12 protein-coding genes are annotated in these 17,960 nt (G+C 61.5%); 5 read left to right on the top strand and 7 right to left on the bottom strand.

All coding sequences use genetic code 11. The annotated features are described in order from the left end of the window. The first annotated feature begins 44 nt into the window (after positions 1-44). Positions 45-890: a PD-(D/E)XK nuclease family protein gene (locus PE067_RS20810; protein WP_276191687.1), complete on the top strand. Its 846-nt coding sequence runs from the start codon at positions 45-47 to the stop codon at positions 888-890. Continuing rightward, entirely contained in the window at positions 887-4,075 is a 3,189-nt protein-coding gene (locus PE067_RS20805) for a UvrD-helicase domain-containing protein (protein WP_276191686.1), read from the top strand. The genes PE067_RS20810 and PE067_RS20805 overlap by 4 nt, the downstream gene beginning before the upstream one ends. Positions 4,076-4,147: 72 nt before the next feature. On the opposite strand, the gene PE067_RS20800 is transcribed toward PE067_RS20805, so the two are convergent. Then, positions 4,148-4,699, bottom strand: coding sequence for a metallophosphoesterase (locus PE067_RS20800; RefSeq protein WP_276191685.1), 552 nt, complete (start codon positions 4,697-4,699; stop codon positions 4,148-4,150). A 41-nt stretch (positions 4,700-4,740) separates the two neighbouring features. Here PE067_RS20800 and PE067_RS20795 point away from each other — a divergent pair, with 41 nt between their 5' ends. Next, a complete protein-coding gene (locus PE067_RS20795) occupies positions 4,741-5,331 on the top strand; it encodes a DIP1984 family protein (protein ID WP_276191683.1) in 591 nt (196 codons plus the stop codon). 919 nt (positions 5,332-6,250) lie between these two features. Here the strand turns inward: PE067_RS20795 and PE067_RS20790 are convergent. Together PE067_RS20790 and PE067_RS20785 are read right to left on the bottom strand one after the other, a co-directional pair. Next, positions 6,251-7,648, bottom strand: a complete 1,398-nt coding sequence (locus PE067_RS20790) for a hypothetical protein (protein ID WP_276191682.1) — start codon at positions 7,646-7,648, stop codon at positions 6,251-6,253. Then, positions 7,638-9,437, bottom strand: coding sequence for a hypothetical protein (locus tag PE067_RS20785; protein ID WP_276191681.1), 1,800 nt, complete (start codon positions 9,435-9,437; stop codon positions 7,638-7,640). Before PE067_RS20785 ends, PE067_RS20790 begins: the two co-directional genes overlap by 11 nt. A 976-nt stretch (positions 9,438-10,413) precedes the next feature. On the opposite strand from PE067_RS20785, the gene PE067_RS20780 reads away from it, so the two are divergent. Together PE067_RS20780 and PE067_RS20775 are read left to right on the top strand one after the other, a co-directional pair. Next, positions 10,414-10,575 (top strand): hypothetical protein, encoded by a 162-nt coding sequence (locus PE067_RS20780; protein ID WP_276191679.1) that lies wholly within the window; start codon positions 10,414-10,416, stop codon positions 10,573-10,575. Between the two features lie 101 nt (positions 10,576-10,676). Continuing rightward, positions 10,677-12,191, top strand: a complete 1,515-nt coding sequence (locus PE067_RS20775; protein WP_276191677.1) for a DUF6880 family protein — start codon at positions 10,677-10,679, stop codon at positions 12,189-12,191. A 43-nt stretch (positions 12,192-12,234) separates the two neighbouring features. Here PE067_RS20775 and PE067_RS20770 read toward each other — a convergent pair whose 3' ends face one another. The 4 genes from PE067_RS20770 to PE067_RS20755 form a co-directional block, all read right to left on the bottom strand. Continuing rightward, the gene (locus PE067_RS20770; RefSeq protein WP_276191676.1) at positions 12,235-12,984 is read right to left on the bottom strand and encodes an SDR family NAD(P)-dependent oxidoreductase; all 750 of its coding nucleotides are present in this window, start codon (positions 12,982-12,984) and stop codon (positions 12,235-12,237) included. Beyond that, the gene (locus PE067_RS20765; RefSeq protein WP_276191675.1) at positions 12,984-13,739 is read right to left on the bottom strand and encodes a hypothetical protein; all 756 of its coding nucleotides are present in this window, start codon (positions 13,737-13,739) and stop codon (positions 12,984-12,986) included. Before PE067_RS20765 ends, PE067_RS20770 begins: the two co-directional genes overlap by 1 nt. Positions 13,740-14,211: 472 nt before the next feature. Then, entirely contained in the window at positions 14,212-14,937 is a 726-nt protein-coding gene (locus tag PE067_RS20760; protein ID WP_276191674.1) for a hypothetical protein, read from the bottom strand. 66 nt (positions 14,938-15,003) lie between these two features. Beyond that, the gene (locus tag PE067_RS20755; RefSeq protein WP_276191672.1) at positions 15,004-17,922 is read right to left on the bottom strand and encodes a type I restriction endonuclease subunit R; all 2,919 of its coding nucleotides are present in this window, start codon (positions 17,920-17,922) and stop codon (positions 15,004-15,006) included. Positions 17,923-17,960: the final 38 nt, after the last annotated feature.

Genomic DNA, 17,960 nt, shown 5'->3' with positions numbered 1-17,960 from the left:
AGGATGACGGCACGGCGAAGCCGCAATCGCCAAGCCGGTTGGAGGTGCTGATCGTCAGCCCGCTGGCATGGCTGCTGGACGAATTGGGCGCCGGCGACATGTCATGGTGCGCCGAGGATCTGGACGTCATGGCAAAGGGCAATATCGCCCATGATGTCTTTGAACACGTCTTTCCGCCGGGTGAGGAGTTACCGACATCCGAAGCTCTGCTCGAAGCCGTCCCCGACGCCTGTGACCGCGCGCTGACCCGTCACGCGGGTTTCCTGCGCAGCGCCTCGTGGGAGATGGAGCGCCGGGGGCTGGAGCGCGATATCCTGCAATCCGCCCTGCGCTGGCGCGAGCATCTCCTGGCGCTTGGCGCGAAGATCATCGGCAACGAGATCTGGCTGCGCGGAGAGGCGCATGGCATCCGCCTGCATGGCAAGGCCGACGCGATCCTGGAACTGGTCGACGGCAGCCTGCTTGTGGTCGATCGCAAGAAAAGCGGCACCGCAGGCCGGCGCAGGCGGATGGAGGCCGGTTGGGATCTTCAGACCGGGCTTTATCGCGACATGATCGCCCGCCCGATCCGGGCCGAGGGCGACGGGATGGACCCGCTGATCAACCGCAAGGTCGCCGTTGGCTATCATCTGATGAATGACGGCGGGTTGCTGACCTCGGGGCTTGCGCCGGCCGAGGGCTCGCCCGCCCGCGACATGGGGGACGCGGTCAATCAGGGTGCGGTCGCGCAGTTGAAGGAACGGCTGGCCGATCTTGGCGCCGGGCGCGTCACGCTGAACACCGCAGCCGACGAGGGCTTTTTCCGCAAGGAGGCCGGCTTCACTCCCTATCGGCTGGTGGACGGCTCGCCCCTGGTCCGGGCCTTCATCCGAGAGGTTGCCGAGGAATGACGATGGACGAAGGTTTGGTAATCGTTCCCGCCGGTGCGGGGGCGGGAAAAACGCACAGGATCAAGGAAACGCTGGCTGACTGGGTCAGGCGCAAGCTGGTCCGCCCCGAGCGGATCCTTGCCGTGACCTTCACCGAGGCCGCAGCCAGCGAGTTGCGAGAGCGGATCCGGGCCGGGCTGCTGGCCGAGGGGCTGGTTGCCGAGGCCATGGCGGTAGAGCAGGCTTACGTCTCGACCATCCACGGCCTGGGGCTGCGGTTGCTGACCGAACATGCACTGGCCGCGGGGGCCTCGCCCCAGCCGCGCCACCTCGGCGATGCCGAGCGCGATCTTTTGATCCGGCAGGCGCTGGCCCAGGCGAAAGCGCTGGACCCGATCAAGGCCGAGCCCGAACGGTTCGGCTATGCCGCCAACCAGCAGAAAGGCGAGACGGTCGAGGACAGCCTGCGCAACCGGGTTCTGTCGATGATCGACCTCTTGCGCGGGCTGGGTGACAAGGGACGCGATCCCGGCCTGATCGCGCCTGCGTTGGCGCGGTTGGACGGAATTTATGGCAAACCGCTGGACGATCTCGCTGCCGCCCGCCTGGCGCTGGAAAAGGCGGTGGCGGCAATGCTGGTTCGGTTTCCAGAAGGCGGCATGGCCACGGTTGCCGCCAAGGGACCGCGCGAGGCGCTTGAAAAGAACCTTGCGCTGTTTCGGCGCGTGCAGCGCGACCCGGAATTGCTGGATCGCGATTGGACGCTCTGGCAGTCGTTGCGCGGTCTGACCGTCTCGAACAGCCGCACGAAGACGCCCGCCGGCTATGACGAACTGGCCGAAACAATCATGGCGGCTGCCGATGTCCTGCCGCAGCATCCCGGCCCGCTTGCAGATGCGAAACTGCATCTGGAATGCCTGATTGCCTGCGCGCAGGAAGTGATGGAAGCTTATGAGGCGCGCAAGAAATCCCTGGGCCTGATCGACTTCGCCGACATGATCACCGGCGCCGAGCAGCTTCTGCGCACCGACTCCGCCGTGCGGCAGGCGGTTATGGACGAAATCGATTGCGTCATCATCGACGAATTTCAGGATACCAACCCTGTGCAGTTCGCGCTTCTGTGGCAGCTTGGCCAGTATGCGCCGCGCACCCTGCTGGTTGGCGACGTCAAGCAGTCGATCATGGGTTTCCAAGGGGCCGATCGGCGCCTGTCGCAGGCATTGGCAGCGGCGAACCCGCAAGCAACGCAGCCCCTCGATCGCAACTGGCGCTCGACCCCAGCGATCATGCAATTCGTCAACGCCACGGGGGTGGGCCTGTTCGGCGCAGCCTATAACCCGCTGGTGGCGACCCGCGATCCGGTCGAAGGCCCGGCGCTGGAAATCCTTCATGCCAGTCAAGGCCGGGGCGTGCGGAAATATTCCAAGCCGCATGAGCATGTCGCCGAACGCATCGCCCGCATTCTGAAAAAGGGCGAAACCGTCACCGATCGCCATACCAGGGCCTCCCGAAAGGCCCGACCTTCGGATATCGCGCTACTGGTCTGCCGACACACGACTGCCGCTCGCTATGCCGAGGAATTGCGCGCTCGGGGCGTTCCGGTCCGCATCGCCGAGGATGGCTGGTCCGCCAGCCCGGTCGTGCAGGCCGCCCGCGCGGCCCTGTTCTACGCGGCAAATCCCGCGGATATCCATGCGGGGCTGGTCCTGCGCAGCCTCGGCCCCGATCCCTTGCCTCTGCAAGAGGCGCTTGCGTTGCAGATCGACGGACGGTTGGCTGACGATCCGGCGCTGATGCGGCTGGCGGGGCTGTCCGATCGCCTCGCCCGCTTGCCGGTTTCCTCGGCGCTAGAACTGGTGTTGGAGGCATCGGGTATCCGTATCTGGGCCGAGCGCCTGCCCGATGCCACGCAGGCCCGCGCCGATCTTTTGCGGCTGGAAGCTGAGGCAGAAGCTTTCGAGGCGGCACACCGCGACCTCAAGGCCGCCTCGGGTTTTCATGGAGAAACGGCGAAGGTGTTTCTTGGCTGGCTCGAAGCCCGTGCGGGTGAGCGTGATTTCGACCGCCGCCCCGATCCCTCGGTCGACAGTGCCGAGGCAGTCGAGATCGTCACCTGGCACGCCTCGAAAGGTCGCGAATGGCCGATCACCGTGGTTGCCGAGTTCGACAATCGTATCGAGGAACGCCCCGGCACCACTTCGGTGCGGTTCGAGGCGTTGGACCGGATCGACGACATGGCCGCCGTCCTGGCCTCGGCCCGGCTGATCCACACCCCGACCTTCGCCGTCCCCGAGGCGCAGCGCCGCTTCATCGAGGACCGGCGCGAGGATTTCGAGGCCAATGCGCGCAACCTTCTTTATGTCGCGCTGACCCGTGCCCGTGACCGGCTGGTGCTGGAATGGCCGGCTTTCCTGAAAGACCGCGACGAGGATGCGCCCGAGGCCACTTGCCTGTTCCACATCTTCGAGGATGGATGCGCGCCGAAGCCTGCCGATGGCAAGTTGCAGGTCGGCAAGGTCGATTGTCCGGCGACGATCACCATTCTGCCTGAGCAAGCGGGTTTCACGGAATATGGCAAGGGCGAGACCGCCCTCCAGCCACGCTTCGGTGCCGACGCGCCCAAGCCTTCGACTCCGCTGACGCCGTGGCGATTGCAGCCCTCGCAGGCGCCGGTTGCTGGTTCGGCCCCGGCCAGCCAAACCATCGCCCTCGGGCCATCCTGGCCGCCTGCGTTGAATACGGCAATGCGAGGCACGGGCTTGCACCTGGCGCTGCACACCTGTCTTGCGCGGCCCGATCTGGCGGCGGCGCTTCCCGCGGCCACCGATCTCGATGAGGCCACGCTGGAACTTGTCGCTGAACGCGCCAAGGCGCTGAAATTATGGCTTGCCGCGCAGGGCTATACCGATCTGCGTTGCGAAATCCCGATCCTAGGCCACACGCCCGACGGCGCCGAGATTCCCGGCACGATAGATCTTCTGGCCCTTGGTCCCGAGGGCTGCCTGCTGATCGACCATAAATCCGGCGGCTTGGGCGATGGTCTGGGCTCTTATTGGTCGCAGCTTTCAGCCTATGCGCGGCTGGTGGAGCAGATGCTGCCGGGACACCTGTTGAAGGGAGTGGCCGTGTTCTGGGTGGATCACGGATGGCTGGAATTGGCTGAGTGGTCGGGTCAGGCCATAGAATCAGGGGCTAAGACGGAATGACCGAAGACAATATGGCGGACCCTGCAGCGGTGCATTGTCCACAACACCGTCTTGGCCGGTCACGTGATATCTTTACACCTGCGTCCCCTCGGCCATCCGCTGCAAATCCGATGGCGGCAGCATCAGCGCCTCCAGTTCCGCCTGATCCGGGGTGACCGGCGCGAAATCCCACTGATCGACGCCGACATTCACCTGCCCCTCGGCACCGCGCCAGCGGGTGTGGACATGGCCGAACAGTTGCACTGTTCCCGCCCGGATGCCGTTCCAGGTGACGAGCGGATAGTGACACAGGACGAAGCGGCGATCACCAACAGCGACCTCGACCAGATCGTGGACCGAGGCCCAGGGCAGAGATTCGATCAGCCAGTCGGGATCGTGGTTGCCGCGCACCAGATGCTTGCGCCCGGGCAGCGCGGCGAAGGCGGCCTGTGCGGCCATGCGTCCCGCCTCGGTTTCGCAGGACGCGAAATCGCCGATGATCCACAGGTCGTCATCGGCCCCGACCACGGCAGCGTGCGCGATCATCGCGGCATCCATTGCCGCCGCCGAAGCAAAGGGCCGGCCGAAAAAGCGCCGCACAGGGTCATCGGCGAAATGGGTATCGGCGGTGAAGAAATGGGCCATGCGCGGTTCCTTCGACTGGTGAGGGATCAATATCGCAATGCGTGGCACAAGATAAAGAGCAAGGCCACAAGCTACGTCCGAAACTGACGTATGAGGTGGTTAGAACAGAGTGGACAGCAGAAGAATCACCCCGGCGGAACGCCCTCGCAGGCAACGCCGAATATGAGGAGATGAACATGAAACTTGCCGAAGCGCTGGTTCAGCGCAGCGATATGACAAAGCGTCTGGAACAGTTGAAAGCCAGGTTGCTGCGCAACGCCAAGGTCCAGGAAGGAGATGAACCTGCCGAGGATCCGGCTAGCCTTCTGGTCGAGCATGACCGCCTTGCTGCCGATCTTCAGCGGATGATCGCCCGGATCAACCGCACCAACAGTCGGGCGGCCTTCGACAGCGGCGCCCTGACCGATGCGCTGGCCGCCCGCGACGTGCTGCGGCTGCGGCAGGGCGCATATCGGGATCTTGCCGAGGAAGCCACACCGACATGGATGATCGGCAGCCGCAGCGAGGTGCGCTGGCGTCCAATGATATCGGTTGCGGAGATACAGAAGACCGCCGATGCGCTGGCGAAGGAATTGCGTGATCTCGATTCTCGAATTCAGGAGGCGAACTGGCATACGGAATTGATGGACTGACGGTGTTTGGCCGGTATCCGGCGATCGGAAGCGAATACATCCCACCGGCGGACGAAGTCCGGGGCCTTTTGCAGCGCCAGGGCGGCGTGCCTACACAACTCATGCCCAGCACTGTGACAAGAGCAAGGTGAATGTGACACCTGACAACCGCGTATTGATCTGATCGCAGGAGAGGGAGGGCAAGGGGCATCATTCCCAGTCGCGCGGAATGATCATGGCCAACATCGTCAATGCGTTGTAAACAATGGACGCGGGAAAGGCATACTTATCGGACCGGATAGCCCTGTGCGGATCCTTGGGAAGGTGTTCTTCCCATGGTTTAGGGGACGCGAACGTAGAATTTTCTCGGCAAGATGGACTGATATTTGGATGAAGAAGGCCCGGGACCGATTGCTCTGAACCTGTAGACGACTATACGCGCTTGACCAGTGCTGTTGCCTTGGCCCGCCATCATGCTGGCGACGGTCAGAGCCACGGATCCCAGGTTATCACGACGGTTTTAATACAACGCAGGAATATCTGGAGTAGCCACTGGACCTTGGCGATGGGGAGCCATGGAAGACATGATCCCACTGGACGGTGCGGTGAATCCGTTTGTCATAGGCTTCGGGATTTTTGCGAGGACGGAACGCGCTAACCTCACCGCCCATACCACATGAGCCTGTTCTGGTTTGTCGGGATTTCAGCTAACCGCTTGCATCGCTGGTTGATCCGGGCTTACTGCCGCAAGGTGTGACGTCTGCCACGAGGTGGCGTTTTCGGCCACACCAAAAGCAGCAAGCACCACAGGGCCGAAGCAATGCGGGCGGCGGGCCACCCGATCAGGATTCTGAGAGAGACAGAATTCATGGCGCTGATCGGCGTAGCTGATATGTGCCCCGGGCAAGTCGTCAGGATGGCGTCTTCAGGCGCACCCGCATCAGGTGTCGTCGCCAAAGAACTCCCGCCATTCCGCGTCCATGATGGCACCGGCCATATCGCTGTGCGCGCGCTCACGGGTGAGAATCTCGAAAGCGCGGGTCCTGTAGGCCTCCGCGGTCCGCTCGGACCTCTGGCCGCAGGCCCGCATGGCAAGTTCCACGCCACGGCTGCCGAGACGTCCGAATGCGTCATGCAGATGGGTTCTGGCCGCATGGCAGCCCGTGCCCAATGCCTCGCTCCAGTAATAGCTGACCATGCGCTCGTGCCCGGCGCTATCGTCATAGTTGACGAAGAGCGGCCGGTTCTGCTGGAAGCACTCCGCACGAAGATCGGCGAGGTGCTCCGGCCCACCACCCTGCAGCACAAGCTGATCGATGAACCAGCCAAAGACCGGGATGACCGGGGCTACGAAACGCCGCTGGGTCTTGGAAACGATCAGGTCGAAGCGGTATTCGGCCCCGTCCCAGAGAATCTGATCCCCGAAGCGCAGCTGGGTGTCCGCCGCGCGCAACGGAAACGGCGAGAACAGGGTGATCGCCACCGCCATGTTCCGCAGCCGCTGCGCCGAGCGCGCATTGCGGACCCTCTCCGCACGCCCGAGCATGTCGAGCGCCATGCCGAAGATCTGGGAATAGTCCGGCAAGGTCTGGATCTTCGCCTCTTTCTGCGGAATCGCTCCCTGCGACCTGTTCTCATGGATGCGAATGCGGGAAGCGAGGTGACCAAGCACCTCATCGTCCGCACCGATATAACGCCCCAGGTCGCGGATCTGGCGGATAGCCGACAGGATGGTCCTGGCGCTCAGCGGCTTTTCCCGCGTCACGAGCGAGCGCTCATAAGCGATGGCGGCAGGAATCGAGAGGTCTTCCGCCAGGCCGGCATCTCGCGCAACCCGGATGATTTCGCAGGCCTTGGTCTTCATGGTCAGGATCATTGCGGGCGACGGAACGGTGCCATGCTCTCCGGGATATCCGGCCACCATATCGCGGAATGCGGCCTGCCAACGCCCTGGAAGCTCATCCGGAAAAACCGAGAACCGTCGGGCACGACGTGGATATGGCTTTCGACCCGAGCGACCATGATTTGCAATGACCCTGTCAATTTCCCGCAGCAACGGCCCATTTTCAAAGATCGCAAACATCGCAGCCCTGGTGTTCCAGAGCTCGGCCTTGCTCCAACCGGCGGTGAACGCGGCCATCGTTTCGAAGGCCCGCCCCTTGTCCTGCGCATTCAGCATGATCGCGTTCAGCCGCCGGAGCGCCGCCAAGGTGAATTCGCCATTGCGGACCATCCTTTCGATGCGCTCCACATCGCGGATGCCGTCCCAGTGCGGCTGCGCGAGGACGGCACGGATATCTTCGCGGCGCTGTCCGGCCCACGACGAATTAGAGCTCATCGCTGAAACCTCCGAGCTTGGCGACTTCCTGCTGGACATTGCGCATTTCGGCCTCCTCATCGATCCAGGCGTAATACTGGCGCACCGTTTGCGGGGTATTGCACAGAAGCCTCGCGGCACCGCCGTAATCGCCGGGATGGTATTTGAGGTGCAGCGTTGCCAGGCCGTGCCGCAGATTGTGGGGCGTCATCGGCAGGCCGATTGCGCGGGTGTGGTTGGTCAGCCAATCCCCCGGGGTTTTCTGGCCGATAAGGGTGCCGCTATATCCCGGGAACAGGAAAGGGGACCGATCGGCCCACGGGATGCGGGGCCGGATTTCGTCGATATACCATTGAAGAACCTCAAGACCGCGGGTGGGACCCTGTGAGATCTCTGCTCGGATCGGCCTGCTGTTCTTGACGTCTTGCGCGCTGATCAGAATATGAGCCCGGTCGCGAGACCCGTAAGGGAGGACCAGGGTGGGATTTTCGCCCCGATGCCGCAACCGGATCAGGTTGCCGAGCCGAAGCGGCACCCCCCACAAGCCGATGGCACAGAATGCCGCCAGCATTCCGAACTGAACGATGCGCTCCTCGTCATAGGTGTCGGCGTCAGGCTTGTTGATCAGGGCAAGCGCCCTTTTCCGGAACTGCGTATGAAGCGACAGGAAGGTAAGCTCCGCGCGCCGGTCCCGGACCAACCGGCTGCAGAACAGCCGCACATGCTCCGGCATACGTTTGCCATCTTCAAAGCCCTTGCGCATGTTCCGGTTCGCATTGAGGGTCTTGTCCATCAGCGGGATGATCGGGGCGTTGAGCTGCACCGCGGCGGCGCGCAGTTTTCCGACATAGGACCTCATCGAACGGTCTGAAATTTTCCTGGCCGGATCCGTTTCAGCGATCCAGTCACGCAAGACGGAGACAAAGACATCCTTGGTAAACGCATCGGTGATGCCGGATGTCCGTCCCAACATGCCGAGTTTCATGGCCGAACCCAGATATTTACCAAGTGCGGCCCGATACGTCTGAAGTGTGGCCGGACTCTTGCCTTCAAGGCTTTCGTCAAGGATTTCATCATAAACGCCCCCGCCCATGTCCTCGACCAGCCGATCAAGCTGAACCTTCAGATATTCCGGCAGCGGCACCTGCCCGGAGCGGCGAACCTTGGCCAGATCAGGAAGAGGCCCGGGTGGCAACAGCGCGTCGAGAGCCGGCGAGTTCTGACGCATGATCTCCAGGTTCCGAATGGCATTTCCGACCGATCTCCGCTGCGTCCCGCGCAGCGCATCGCTGAGTTCCGTCAGGAATGGCTCGGTCAGCTGGTCGGGTTGCTGATCGGCCTTTCGGGCCTCGTCGGCCAGAAGCCGGATCGGGATAAGCCCCTGCAGGCTGCTGCCTCCCTTCATCTCAAGCAGGGAAACGCAAACGTCCAACAGATCCGCCCATCCGTCTTTCCGACCCGCGCGCTGTGCCTTTGACGCGAACTCACCATGAAACCGTTTGAGGATGGCGATCATCTTTCTGCGCCAGGCCCGATAGGCATCTGGCGTCTTGAAGCCCGCAGGAAAGTCATTTCTCTGGAACCGCGCAGCAAAGGCTTCAACGCTGGGCGAAATATCCTCCAGACGATTTGCATTATAGATCCGCGGGCAACGCTCGATTTGCGCCAGATAATCTTTCTCGGTCGCAGCGCGATAGGGCTTCTTGTCCTGAATCCAGTTCCTGACGTCAAGCATGGTCGAATTGGAGAGGTTGATATTTTCCATGTTCGCTATTTTGATAAAACGTTGTTGTTTTGCGATGAATGACAAACACTACCCCACATTCCAGAACCGAAATTCGGCGGGTGTTCGTCATAAATTTCGCTGCTTCTAGGACTGTGCGCTAATCCGACATGGCGCCGCCGTCTTGGGCATCCGCCGCCCTTTTCAAGCGCAATCCGAGAGGTCCCACCGGACCATGGCGCCTGCGAAGCCACTCCGCGCGGCTCCTCCCCCGCATCCAAGCATCAATGTGCAAGGGAAGGTATCTGCGCAGCCTCGGGCCAAGATCGAAGTGCTCCGGTAAACGCCATCTAGTGGAACGTTCATTTCCGGCGCGGCGAATAGTTGTGGGATGAGATCCGACCATTTCCGCAACAGATTCAACGGAAAGGAGCGGCCGCTTCAAGCTTTCGATCCAGGCCATCGGGACCCGATCGATACCCCACATGCGCCGCCAAACGTCCACCAGATCATACCGCCCGCCGGGCAAGATTCTGGCTCCCATCTTCACCATGACCGGTTGCACCATGGGAACACTGATATTCAGGTGCCGACCCGTTTCGGTCAGACTGACCGGGCGGCTAGTGACATAGGGGCGGGCAATCTTATTCATGCCGCCATTTTACCAATTCATGATTCTCTCACCAAATGCCGATACGTCGGTAAATGCTCGACATTGTGGATAACCGGGCGAAAATACGTAAAATTCACCGTAGGTAATACTTTAGAACAGCGTAGATCCGTCGACATTACCCCGCCAGCAAGCCGTGATCGCCAATCCGATCAAGGTCGTCGCATCAAAATGCGGATAATTCACTTTAGGAAATATTTAATGTGATGCCCTACCAATACATCCCACCGATCAAGTTCCGTCCCGAAGGACAGCCTTCGATCCCTCACGCAAATAAATTCGAAATAATATATCTACTAGTGAATTTCTTCTTTGAAGGCTGGTTATGTTTGCCGGACTATTTGTCTTTTCATTGGGCCATGAGATTAATACGGAGCATCAAAGGACATCCCCATGCGCACCCGGATCGAAAAGCTCGTCGAACATCTTGAAGAACACATCTCCCACATCCAAACCTCTTGCCTCCCCAATCCGGGGACGCTGTTGATCGCATGGGAGGCAGCGCTTGAGGCGGATGTTCGGATTGGCCCGTCGCCCACAAGACTTGGTTTGTAGGAAATTCTTGCCAAGGCCTGCATGTATCGTGAGACAGGCAAACTTGCCTGATCGGTCGACATCGGGCATCAGGACAGGGATCAGCCCATCAAAAGAACCCCATGGCCCGCAAGTCCGCTCTCTCTGTCGAAAATCTTTCCGCTCTGGGGGCTGAGAAGCTTGCGGAGCTGGTGCTTGATGAGGCGCAGGCAAATGCCGGCTTCAAACGGCGGGTGAATGCGGCACTGGCCGGCCAGTCCGGGCCGGATGCGATTGCGAAACTGATCGACCGGCGTCTCTCTGGCCTCGAGCGCGCCCGCGGCTTCATCGACTGGGATAAGGCGCGTGCCTTTCGCGAGGATCTGCAGGGGCTTTGCGACAGCATTGTCAAAGAACTGCTCCCGGCAAGTCCGGTGCTGGCCGCCGTGCGTTTGCTGCGGTTCATCGCTACCCATGATCAGGTGTTCCAGCGGGTCGACGATTCCTCCGGGCATTTGCAGGATGTCTATTGGGGGGCCATCGAGGCCATGGCCCGTGCGGCCGCAGGATTGCCGCCCGCCGCGCAACAGGCGTTGCCGACGGCGATCATGGCCGCACTGGGTGAGACCGAGCACGGCTACCTTCGGCCGGTCGCAGAGCGCGTCATTCCTCATCTGCCTCTGGACGTGCTGGCCGACTGGGATGCCGACCTATACGAACGCATCACCGAACGACATGCCGCAGAAGCCGGCGAGAGGGCCTCGGCGCGCTGGTTCCGTTCCATGACGGACGAATGGCGCGAAATCCGCCAGATGATAGCGGGGGCCGGCGGTAATTTGGATCTGCTGATTGCGTTGGAGCAGGAAAAGCCGGAGCAGCGACAGAATGTGCTGGCGATTGCCGAACGGCTCTTCGACGCCCGCCGCGCTGAGGAGGCGCTGGACTGGGTGCGCCGGGCACGCCCGAAACCGGTTCGCCATGATGTTTTCGACGATGAGGAAGAAGATGCGCCATCTCCCCTGGTGCGGCAGGCCAGTCTGGAGGCGCGGATCCTCGCTGCGCTTGGCCGCAAGGACGAGGCCAGACAGCTGCTCTGGGATCGGTTTGCAGAGGCCCTCTCGCCGCAGCTTCTGCGTGAACACCTCAAGATGCTGCCGGATTTCGAGGATCTCGAGGCGGAGGATCGAGCCATCGCTTTGGCAATGCGCCATGCCGATCCCATGGTCGCGCTGCGATTCTATCTTGCCCGGGCCCGCCGCGATCTGGCGGCGGCGCTCATCGTGGCGCGCCACAGTGATTGGGAAGGGCAGAACTGGCACGTCCTGCCGGGGATCGCCGATGAGCTGAGCCATGAGCACGCGCTCGCAGCGACGATCCTCTGGCGGGCATTGCTGGATGACATCCTTGCCCGAGCCCGCTCCAAGGCCTACCCGCATGGCGCGAAATATCTGGCGAGACTCGATGCCCTTGCCGGTGAGGCGGAGGCCGATCCGGCACGCCCTGCGGACATGCCGGCCCATGCTGATTACTGCGAAACCCTGCGCAGCTCCCACGGCCGCAAGAGTGCCTTCTGGGCACTGACTGGCGATAAGCCCACGACTAAGACACCGGAGCCGTTTCGTGTCGGCCGACGTCCCCGGTGGGTTGCCGGGGACTGAGGTTTCATGTCGCGCGCCGTCGTCACTCGTCAGGCGACACGGATCACACCTTGAAGGCGAGGAAGCCGTCATCCACCGCGACGGTCGAACCGTTGACCGCAGCAGCGGCATCGGTGAACAGAAAAGCTACGACGCTTGCGACTTTTGCCGGGTCGATCAGCTTGCCGCTCATGTGCTGGACAGCGAGAGTCTCTTTGAACTCCGCGTCCTTGCCAGAGATCGGAGTGTCGATAAAGCCCGGCGCAACGCCGACCACGCGGATGCCATATTCGGCCAGTTCCAGAGCGCCCGACCGGGTCATGGCGATCACCGCTGCCTTGGCGGCGTTGTAGTTGAAACTGCCACGCGAGGCGATCGAGCCATAGATTGAGGCCGTGTTCACGAAGGTGCCCTTCGCGCCCAATGCGACCATTTTCTTCGCGACGTAATACATGCCGTAATAGACGCTGTGCTGGTCGACCTCGATCACCTTTAGGTAAGATGCCGGATCCATTTCAAGGAAGGGCTTTACCAGCCCGATCCCGGCATTGTTGAAGATACCGTTCAGCGTTCCCAGCTTTTCAACCGCGAAGTCGACGAGCGCGCTCATCTCTTCGGCCTTCGACACATCGACCTTGAAGCTCACCGCCTTGACGCCCAGGGCCTGCACCTCGCCCACAACCACTTCGGCGCCATCAAGATTGAAATCGGCGACGACGAGGTTCGCGCCCTTGGCTGCCAGCGCGAGGCAGGCCTCGCGGCCGATGCCGCTGGCGCCGCCCGTCACGATGATTACGTGATCCTTGAGTTCCATCAGAGTTTTCTCCTTACTGATATGTGTGCCGTGCCAGAAATCAACGCCCGCCGCGCCTCAGGCCGTCTCGGCCACGGTGCGATGCAGGGCCAGCATCTCCTCCTCCAGCCTTCGGGTCGGCCGCTCATCCCGCATTCAGAGCCGATGCCGTAGTCCTGAATGAAGCGCGAGGCCGTGGCCATCCGCCGCCGTGTCCCTTCCAGCCCGTCCGCCAGATGAACGAGGCCGAGGAAGACCTGCGTGCCAGTTGGGCGTTTCAGCCCTTTCAGCGGTGCGAAATAGGCGTCGTCATCGCGGTCGATCGGCACCGGCAGGTGGATCCAGTTGATCGGGCGCTGCACTCCTGCAAACAGCGGGTTGGCGATCTCGACGATCAGGCCCGTATCCTCCGGCTCCTTGAAGTGCTTCAGTCCCATATTGCCGTAGCAGAGGTGATAGCCCAACTCGACGCCGTCGGGCACGGCATAGCCCAGACGGATCAGCCGCTCGATGATGCCGGCCTTCTTGTCTCGGACATAGAAGGGCATGTTGGTTTCTAGTATGCCGAATTCCACCGCCACATCCCACTGGATCGCCAGCTGGTCATGCGGGATGCCTGCAAGAATCTGTTCCAGCTCATGCAGGAATCCCGCCTCCAGCGCCGGCTCGACCGCCTCTTGAGAGGATTCCGCGATGAAAACCGTCAGCACGGCCAGTGGCGTAGGCAGTGATACCTGAAAACGGGTTTCGGCGCCGATCTCGCCCTTCTGCTTCAAATCGGCGTAGACGGCATAGGATCTGGCGCCGCCCGCGCATATCCCAGATCATCAAAACGCAACGCAGCCGGATCAAAGCCATCCTTCAGCACCAGCCGCGTTTTGGGCTTGTATTCCTAGCTCTGGGCCTAACCTTCAGGCTGAAGCCCCAGATTACAGGCGAGCTTGCCTGCCTGCCAGCCGATCCACATGCCGCGCGGGCCGGTTTCGCCATCCGGCAGCCGCGCGACGCCAGGACCGGCAAGTTCACTCACCTTGTGAAAGCATTCCACATTCGAGGACAGACTCAGACTGCCCACAAGATGAATCGACCGGTGGTGAGGCATCGTCTTGTTCGCTTATACACTCAGAAATTCAAAAGGGTCGTCACGGAACACTGATCGAGATCTGCTCCTATCACGGCTCTCCGGGGGGCAGAAGCCGTTCCTTGGCCCGCAAATCCCTGGCGGAATATCCGATACGAATACCGTATTCAGTGCCGAACCATTGGACGCAATTGCCCGTCGGTCTCCAGTTTCAAAACCGAGCGCCAGAGCGGCGTCTTGAAGATCATGTTGGCCAGCCGGCCGTCCGGCTCACGGGTTTCCTGAGAGGTAATGAATCCGGCCCATTCCAATGGTTTCAGAACGCAGGCGCTGAAGGCGCCGATCTGGCGCCATCCGTCATTGTCCCAATCCGGCCCTTCGCCATAGAAGACCCCGTAGAGCTCTCGCTCGCTTAGCCCGTTCTCGATTTCCACGTTCATGACATTGAGCCAAGTGTCCCAGTTGCCGGGCGCCCCCTCACCGATCCGGGAATAGGCGGCATGATCCATTGCCAGCAAGAAGAACGGCACCAGCTTGTCGAAGAGCGCGCCGGGCTGGCCCGCATACATCCTGCCATCGTTCGTCGCGCGGAACGTGCCCTTGTAATGGCGCCCGAGGCGCAACCGGATCAGCAGGAAATGCAGGAGTTCGAGCGGCGGGAAATCGGCTTCATTCACGACCTTATGGTAGCGAAACATGTCCTCGGCGGTCTTCCCGGGCCATTCGAAGTGCTCGACGGCCCAATGCACGAAATCCCGCTTGAAGGCCTTGGTGGCGGTCAGACCGATGCTGCCGTGCTCCAGGGCGTAGCCGAGTGTCAGGGAGGTGGCGCGGAACATGGGCGACCGGGCCAGGTCAGGGTGGTCGTCAGGCAGGGGGCGGAATTCGATCATGGCAGAACCGAAGTATGATGACGGGACGCCGCAACCAACCGGGTATATGGTCGAAAATTACTCATTTTAGTCCGCCTCGTCTCCCATATCGCCCACCCCCTCATCAAAGGTGCTGATCAGCTCCTCAATTCCCTGCAACACCCGCTCCACTGCGGCCTTCCGTTTAAGGATGTTCGGCTTCACCCGCATTGCGGCAACCACCTCATCCGCCAGGGGCTGCTTGCCGCTGAACAAAATATCACGGTGCAGTGCCTCGAAGGCTTCCGGCTCTAGGTTTTCCCGCTCGATCAGCCCGGCATAGGCCTTGGCGCGCTCCTCCTCCCAGAATGACCGGAACGCGACTCGGACATCATCGTCCGGTCCGAGCATCGGCATCTTCTGGTCGATGAAGGCCTCAATCAACTCACGCTTGCCCCGAAGCTGGACCTCGGACATCAGTAGATCAAAGATCCGCTTGCGCTGTGCCTTGGCCTTGCGGCTGCTCGCGCCGCTCTCCTGCACCGCACCGTTCAGCGCCAGCAGGAGCGCCAGGATATAGGCGACATTGATGTCGTCTCGGCGCAAAAGTTCCAGCTCGAAGTCGATGCCGGCGAGCGGGTCCGGGGTCTCTTCTTCGCCACCACCGCCCTGGCCACGTTGTGCCAGATCCAGATACTTGCTTTTGAACTCCTCGTATTCCTGCTCGGCCAGCGGCAGATGTGCCGGGTCGAATTCGGAATAGCTGGCCAGCACGTTGCGCAATCGCAGCAGCTTGCGGAAGGCCTTGACGAACTCGGCCTGTGCCTCCTCATGGGGCAAGGCATCAACCGCATCCGGCGTCGGCGTGATTACCACCAGATCCGTCACCGCATCGCGGGCCTTTGCCAGCTGCTCCTCATAGGTGCCGATCAGGATGGTCTCACGGGCGTTCTTGTCCGCGAAAAGCGCGATGGCCTCGTCGGTGGATTCTTTCAGGTCACGAAAGCAGACGATGTTGCCCTGGGATTTCTCGGCGTTGAGGATTCTGTTGGTGCGGGAAAAGGCCTGGATCAGCCCATGATAGCGCAGGTTCTTGTCCGCATAGAGGGTGTTGACCGTCTTGGCATCAAAGCCGGTCAGGAACATGTTCACCACAAGCAGGATGTCGATGCCTTGCGCCGGGTCGAATGGCTTCTGATCGCGCGATTTCACCCGCTTCGCCAGGGCCCGGTAATAGGTATAGAAGCCCTTGCCATCCATCACGGATTCATTCGTGCCGTAGGCGGCGTTGTAATGCGCGACGAAACGGGCCAGCGCGTCCCGCCGGGGCAACTGCGCCGTGGTGGGCGCCCCGTCCGGGAAATTGGTATCGGGCAGCAGCCCGTCTGCGTCCGGATCCGCCTCATTGGCCGCATAGGTGAAGATGGTGGCGATCTTCAGGTCATGCCGTCCGGCCTGACGGGCCTGCTCGAAGGCCTCGTAATACGCGATCAGCCCGTCAACCGAGCCCACCGCCATGATGGCGGCGAACTGGCGGCCCCGGGTCTTGCGGTCGTGGTTGTCGATGATCCAGTTCGCCACGGCGGCTATGCGGTCCGGGTGTTCCAGATAATCCCGGCTGGCATGCAGTTGGGCCAGTGCCGCCTTGTTGCGCTTGTCCGCCTTGGCATCACCGCTGGCGGGCACATGCTGATCGGCCGGGCCGAGGTATTCGACCGAGAAGCGCAGCACGTTCTCGTCCCGGATGGCGTCGGTGATGACACAGGAATGCAGCTGTTCATCGAACAGGCTTTTGGTGGTGCGCCCGTCGATAGCGTTATCGACGAAGATCGGCGTGCCGGTGAAGCCGAAAAGCTGCGCCTTGGGGAAGAAGTCCACGATCTTGCGATGCGCCTCACCGAACTGGCTGCGATGGCATTCGTCAAAGATAAACACCACCCGCCCGGCACCGATGTTTTCCAGTTCCAGCGCCCACCGGTCGCGGGAAATGGCCGTGTTTAGCTTCTGGATGGTGGTGATGACCAGCCGTTTGGTCGGGTCGGTCAGCTGCTTGACCAGTTGCCGGGTATTGTCGGTGCCGTCGACCGAGCCGGGCTCGAAGTGGTTGAACTCCTTGGTGGTCTGATAGTCCAGATCGGCCCGGTCCACCACGAAGACCACCTTGTCGACCTTGGGCAGCGCGACCAGATTCTGCGCCGCCTTGAAGCTGGTCAGCGTCTTGCCCGATCCGGTGGTGTGCCAGACATAGCCGTTGCCCTGCCGCAGCTGCACCCGTTCCAGGATCTTTTCCGCCGCGAAATACTGATAGGGGCGCAGCACCATCAGCACCTGGTCGCTCTGGTGCAGCACTACGTATTTGGCGATCATCTTCGACAGGTGGCACTTTTCCAGGAAGATGTCGGCAAAGGCTTCCAGCCGGTTGATCGCCTTGTTGTCGGTGTCGGACCAGGTGAAGGTCCGCTTGAAGCTCTGATGCCGGTTGTTGGCGTAATAGCGGGTGTTCACCCCGTTCGAGATGACAAAGATCTGGGTGAACATAAACAGCCCGCCCGCCGCGGCGTAGCTGTCTTTCTGATAGCGGTTGATCTGGTCGAAGGCGGTTTTCAGCTCGACCCCGCGCCGTTTCAACTCGATCTGGCAGAGCGGCAGTCCGTTCACCAGCAGCGTCACGTCATAGCGGTTCTTGCGCCGCCCCTCGATGCCGATCTGGGTCGCTACCTGATAGCGATTCCGACACCAATGTTCCGAGTTCAGGAACTGGACATAGAAGCTGGTGCCATCGTCGCGATCCAGCCGGAACCGGCCCCGCAGCGTTTCGGCCTTCTCGAAGACCGAGCCCTTTTCCAAGTGGTTGCGGATGCGGGCGAACTCTTCATCCGAAAAGGTCGTGCCGTTCTGGGTTCCGAGCTGGGCGCGCAGGTTGGCCCAGAGCGCCGCTTCGGAGGGCAGAGAGACCTGTTCCCAGCCCTTGCCCTGCAGGCGGGCGACGAGGGCGGATTCAAGCTGGGCTTCGGTCTCGACAGCCATGGGATCAAACACTCATTCTGGCAGCGGGGCGAACTTGC

Source organism: Paracoccus sp. DMF-8 (genome assembly GCF_029309835.1).
In the GTDB taxonomy this organism is placed as follows: domain Bacteria; phylum Pseudomonadota; class Alphaproteobacteria; order Rhodobacterales; family Rhodobacteraceae; genus Paracoccus.
The sequence above is the reverse complement of the archived record's forward strand: the minus strand, read 5'-3'. Positions and strand labels throughout refer to the sequence as shown.

Excerpts from the sequence above, each read along its gene's own strand:
- PE067_RS20755 (WP_276191672.1), bottom strand. The coding sequence starts at position 17,922 with ATGGCTGTCGAGACCGAAGCCCAGCTTGAATCCGCCCTCGTCGCCCGC.
- PE067_RS20760 (WP_276191674.1), bottom strand. The coding sequence starts at position 14,937 with ATGATCGAATTCCGCCCCCTGCCTGACGACCACCCTGACCTGGCCCGG.
- PE067_RS20770 (WP_276191676.1), bottom strand. The coding sequence starts at position 12,984 with ATGGAACTCAAGGATCACGTAATCATCGTGACGGGCGGCGCCAGCGGC.
- PE067_RS20775 (WP_276191677.1), top strand. The coding sequence starts at position 10,677 with ATGGCCCGCAAGTCCGCTCTCTCTGTCGAAAATCTTTCCGCTCTGGGG.
- PE067_RS20790 (WP_276191682.1), bottom strand. The coding sequence starts at position 7,648 with ATGAGCTCTAATTCGTCGTGGGCCGGACAGCGCCGCGAAGATATCCGT.
- PE067_RS20805 (WP_276191686.1), top strand. The coding sequence starts at position 887 with ATGACGATGGACGAAGGTTTGGTAATCGTTCCCGCCGGTGCGGGGGCG.
- PE067_RS20800 (WP_276191685.1), bottom strand. The coding sequence starts at position 4,699 with ATGGCCCATTTCTTCACCGCCGATACCCATTTCGCCGATGACCCTGTG.
- PE067_RS20780 (WP_276191679.1), top strand. The coding sequence starts at position 10,414 with ATGCGCACCCGGATCGAAAAGCTCGTCGAACATCTTGAAGAACACATC.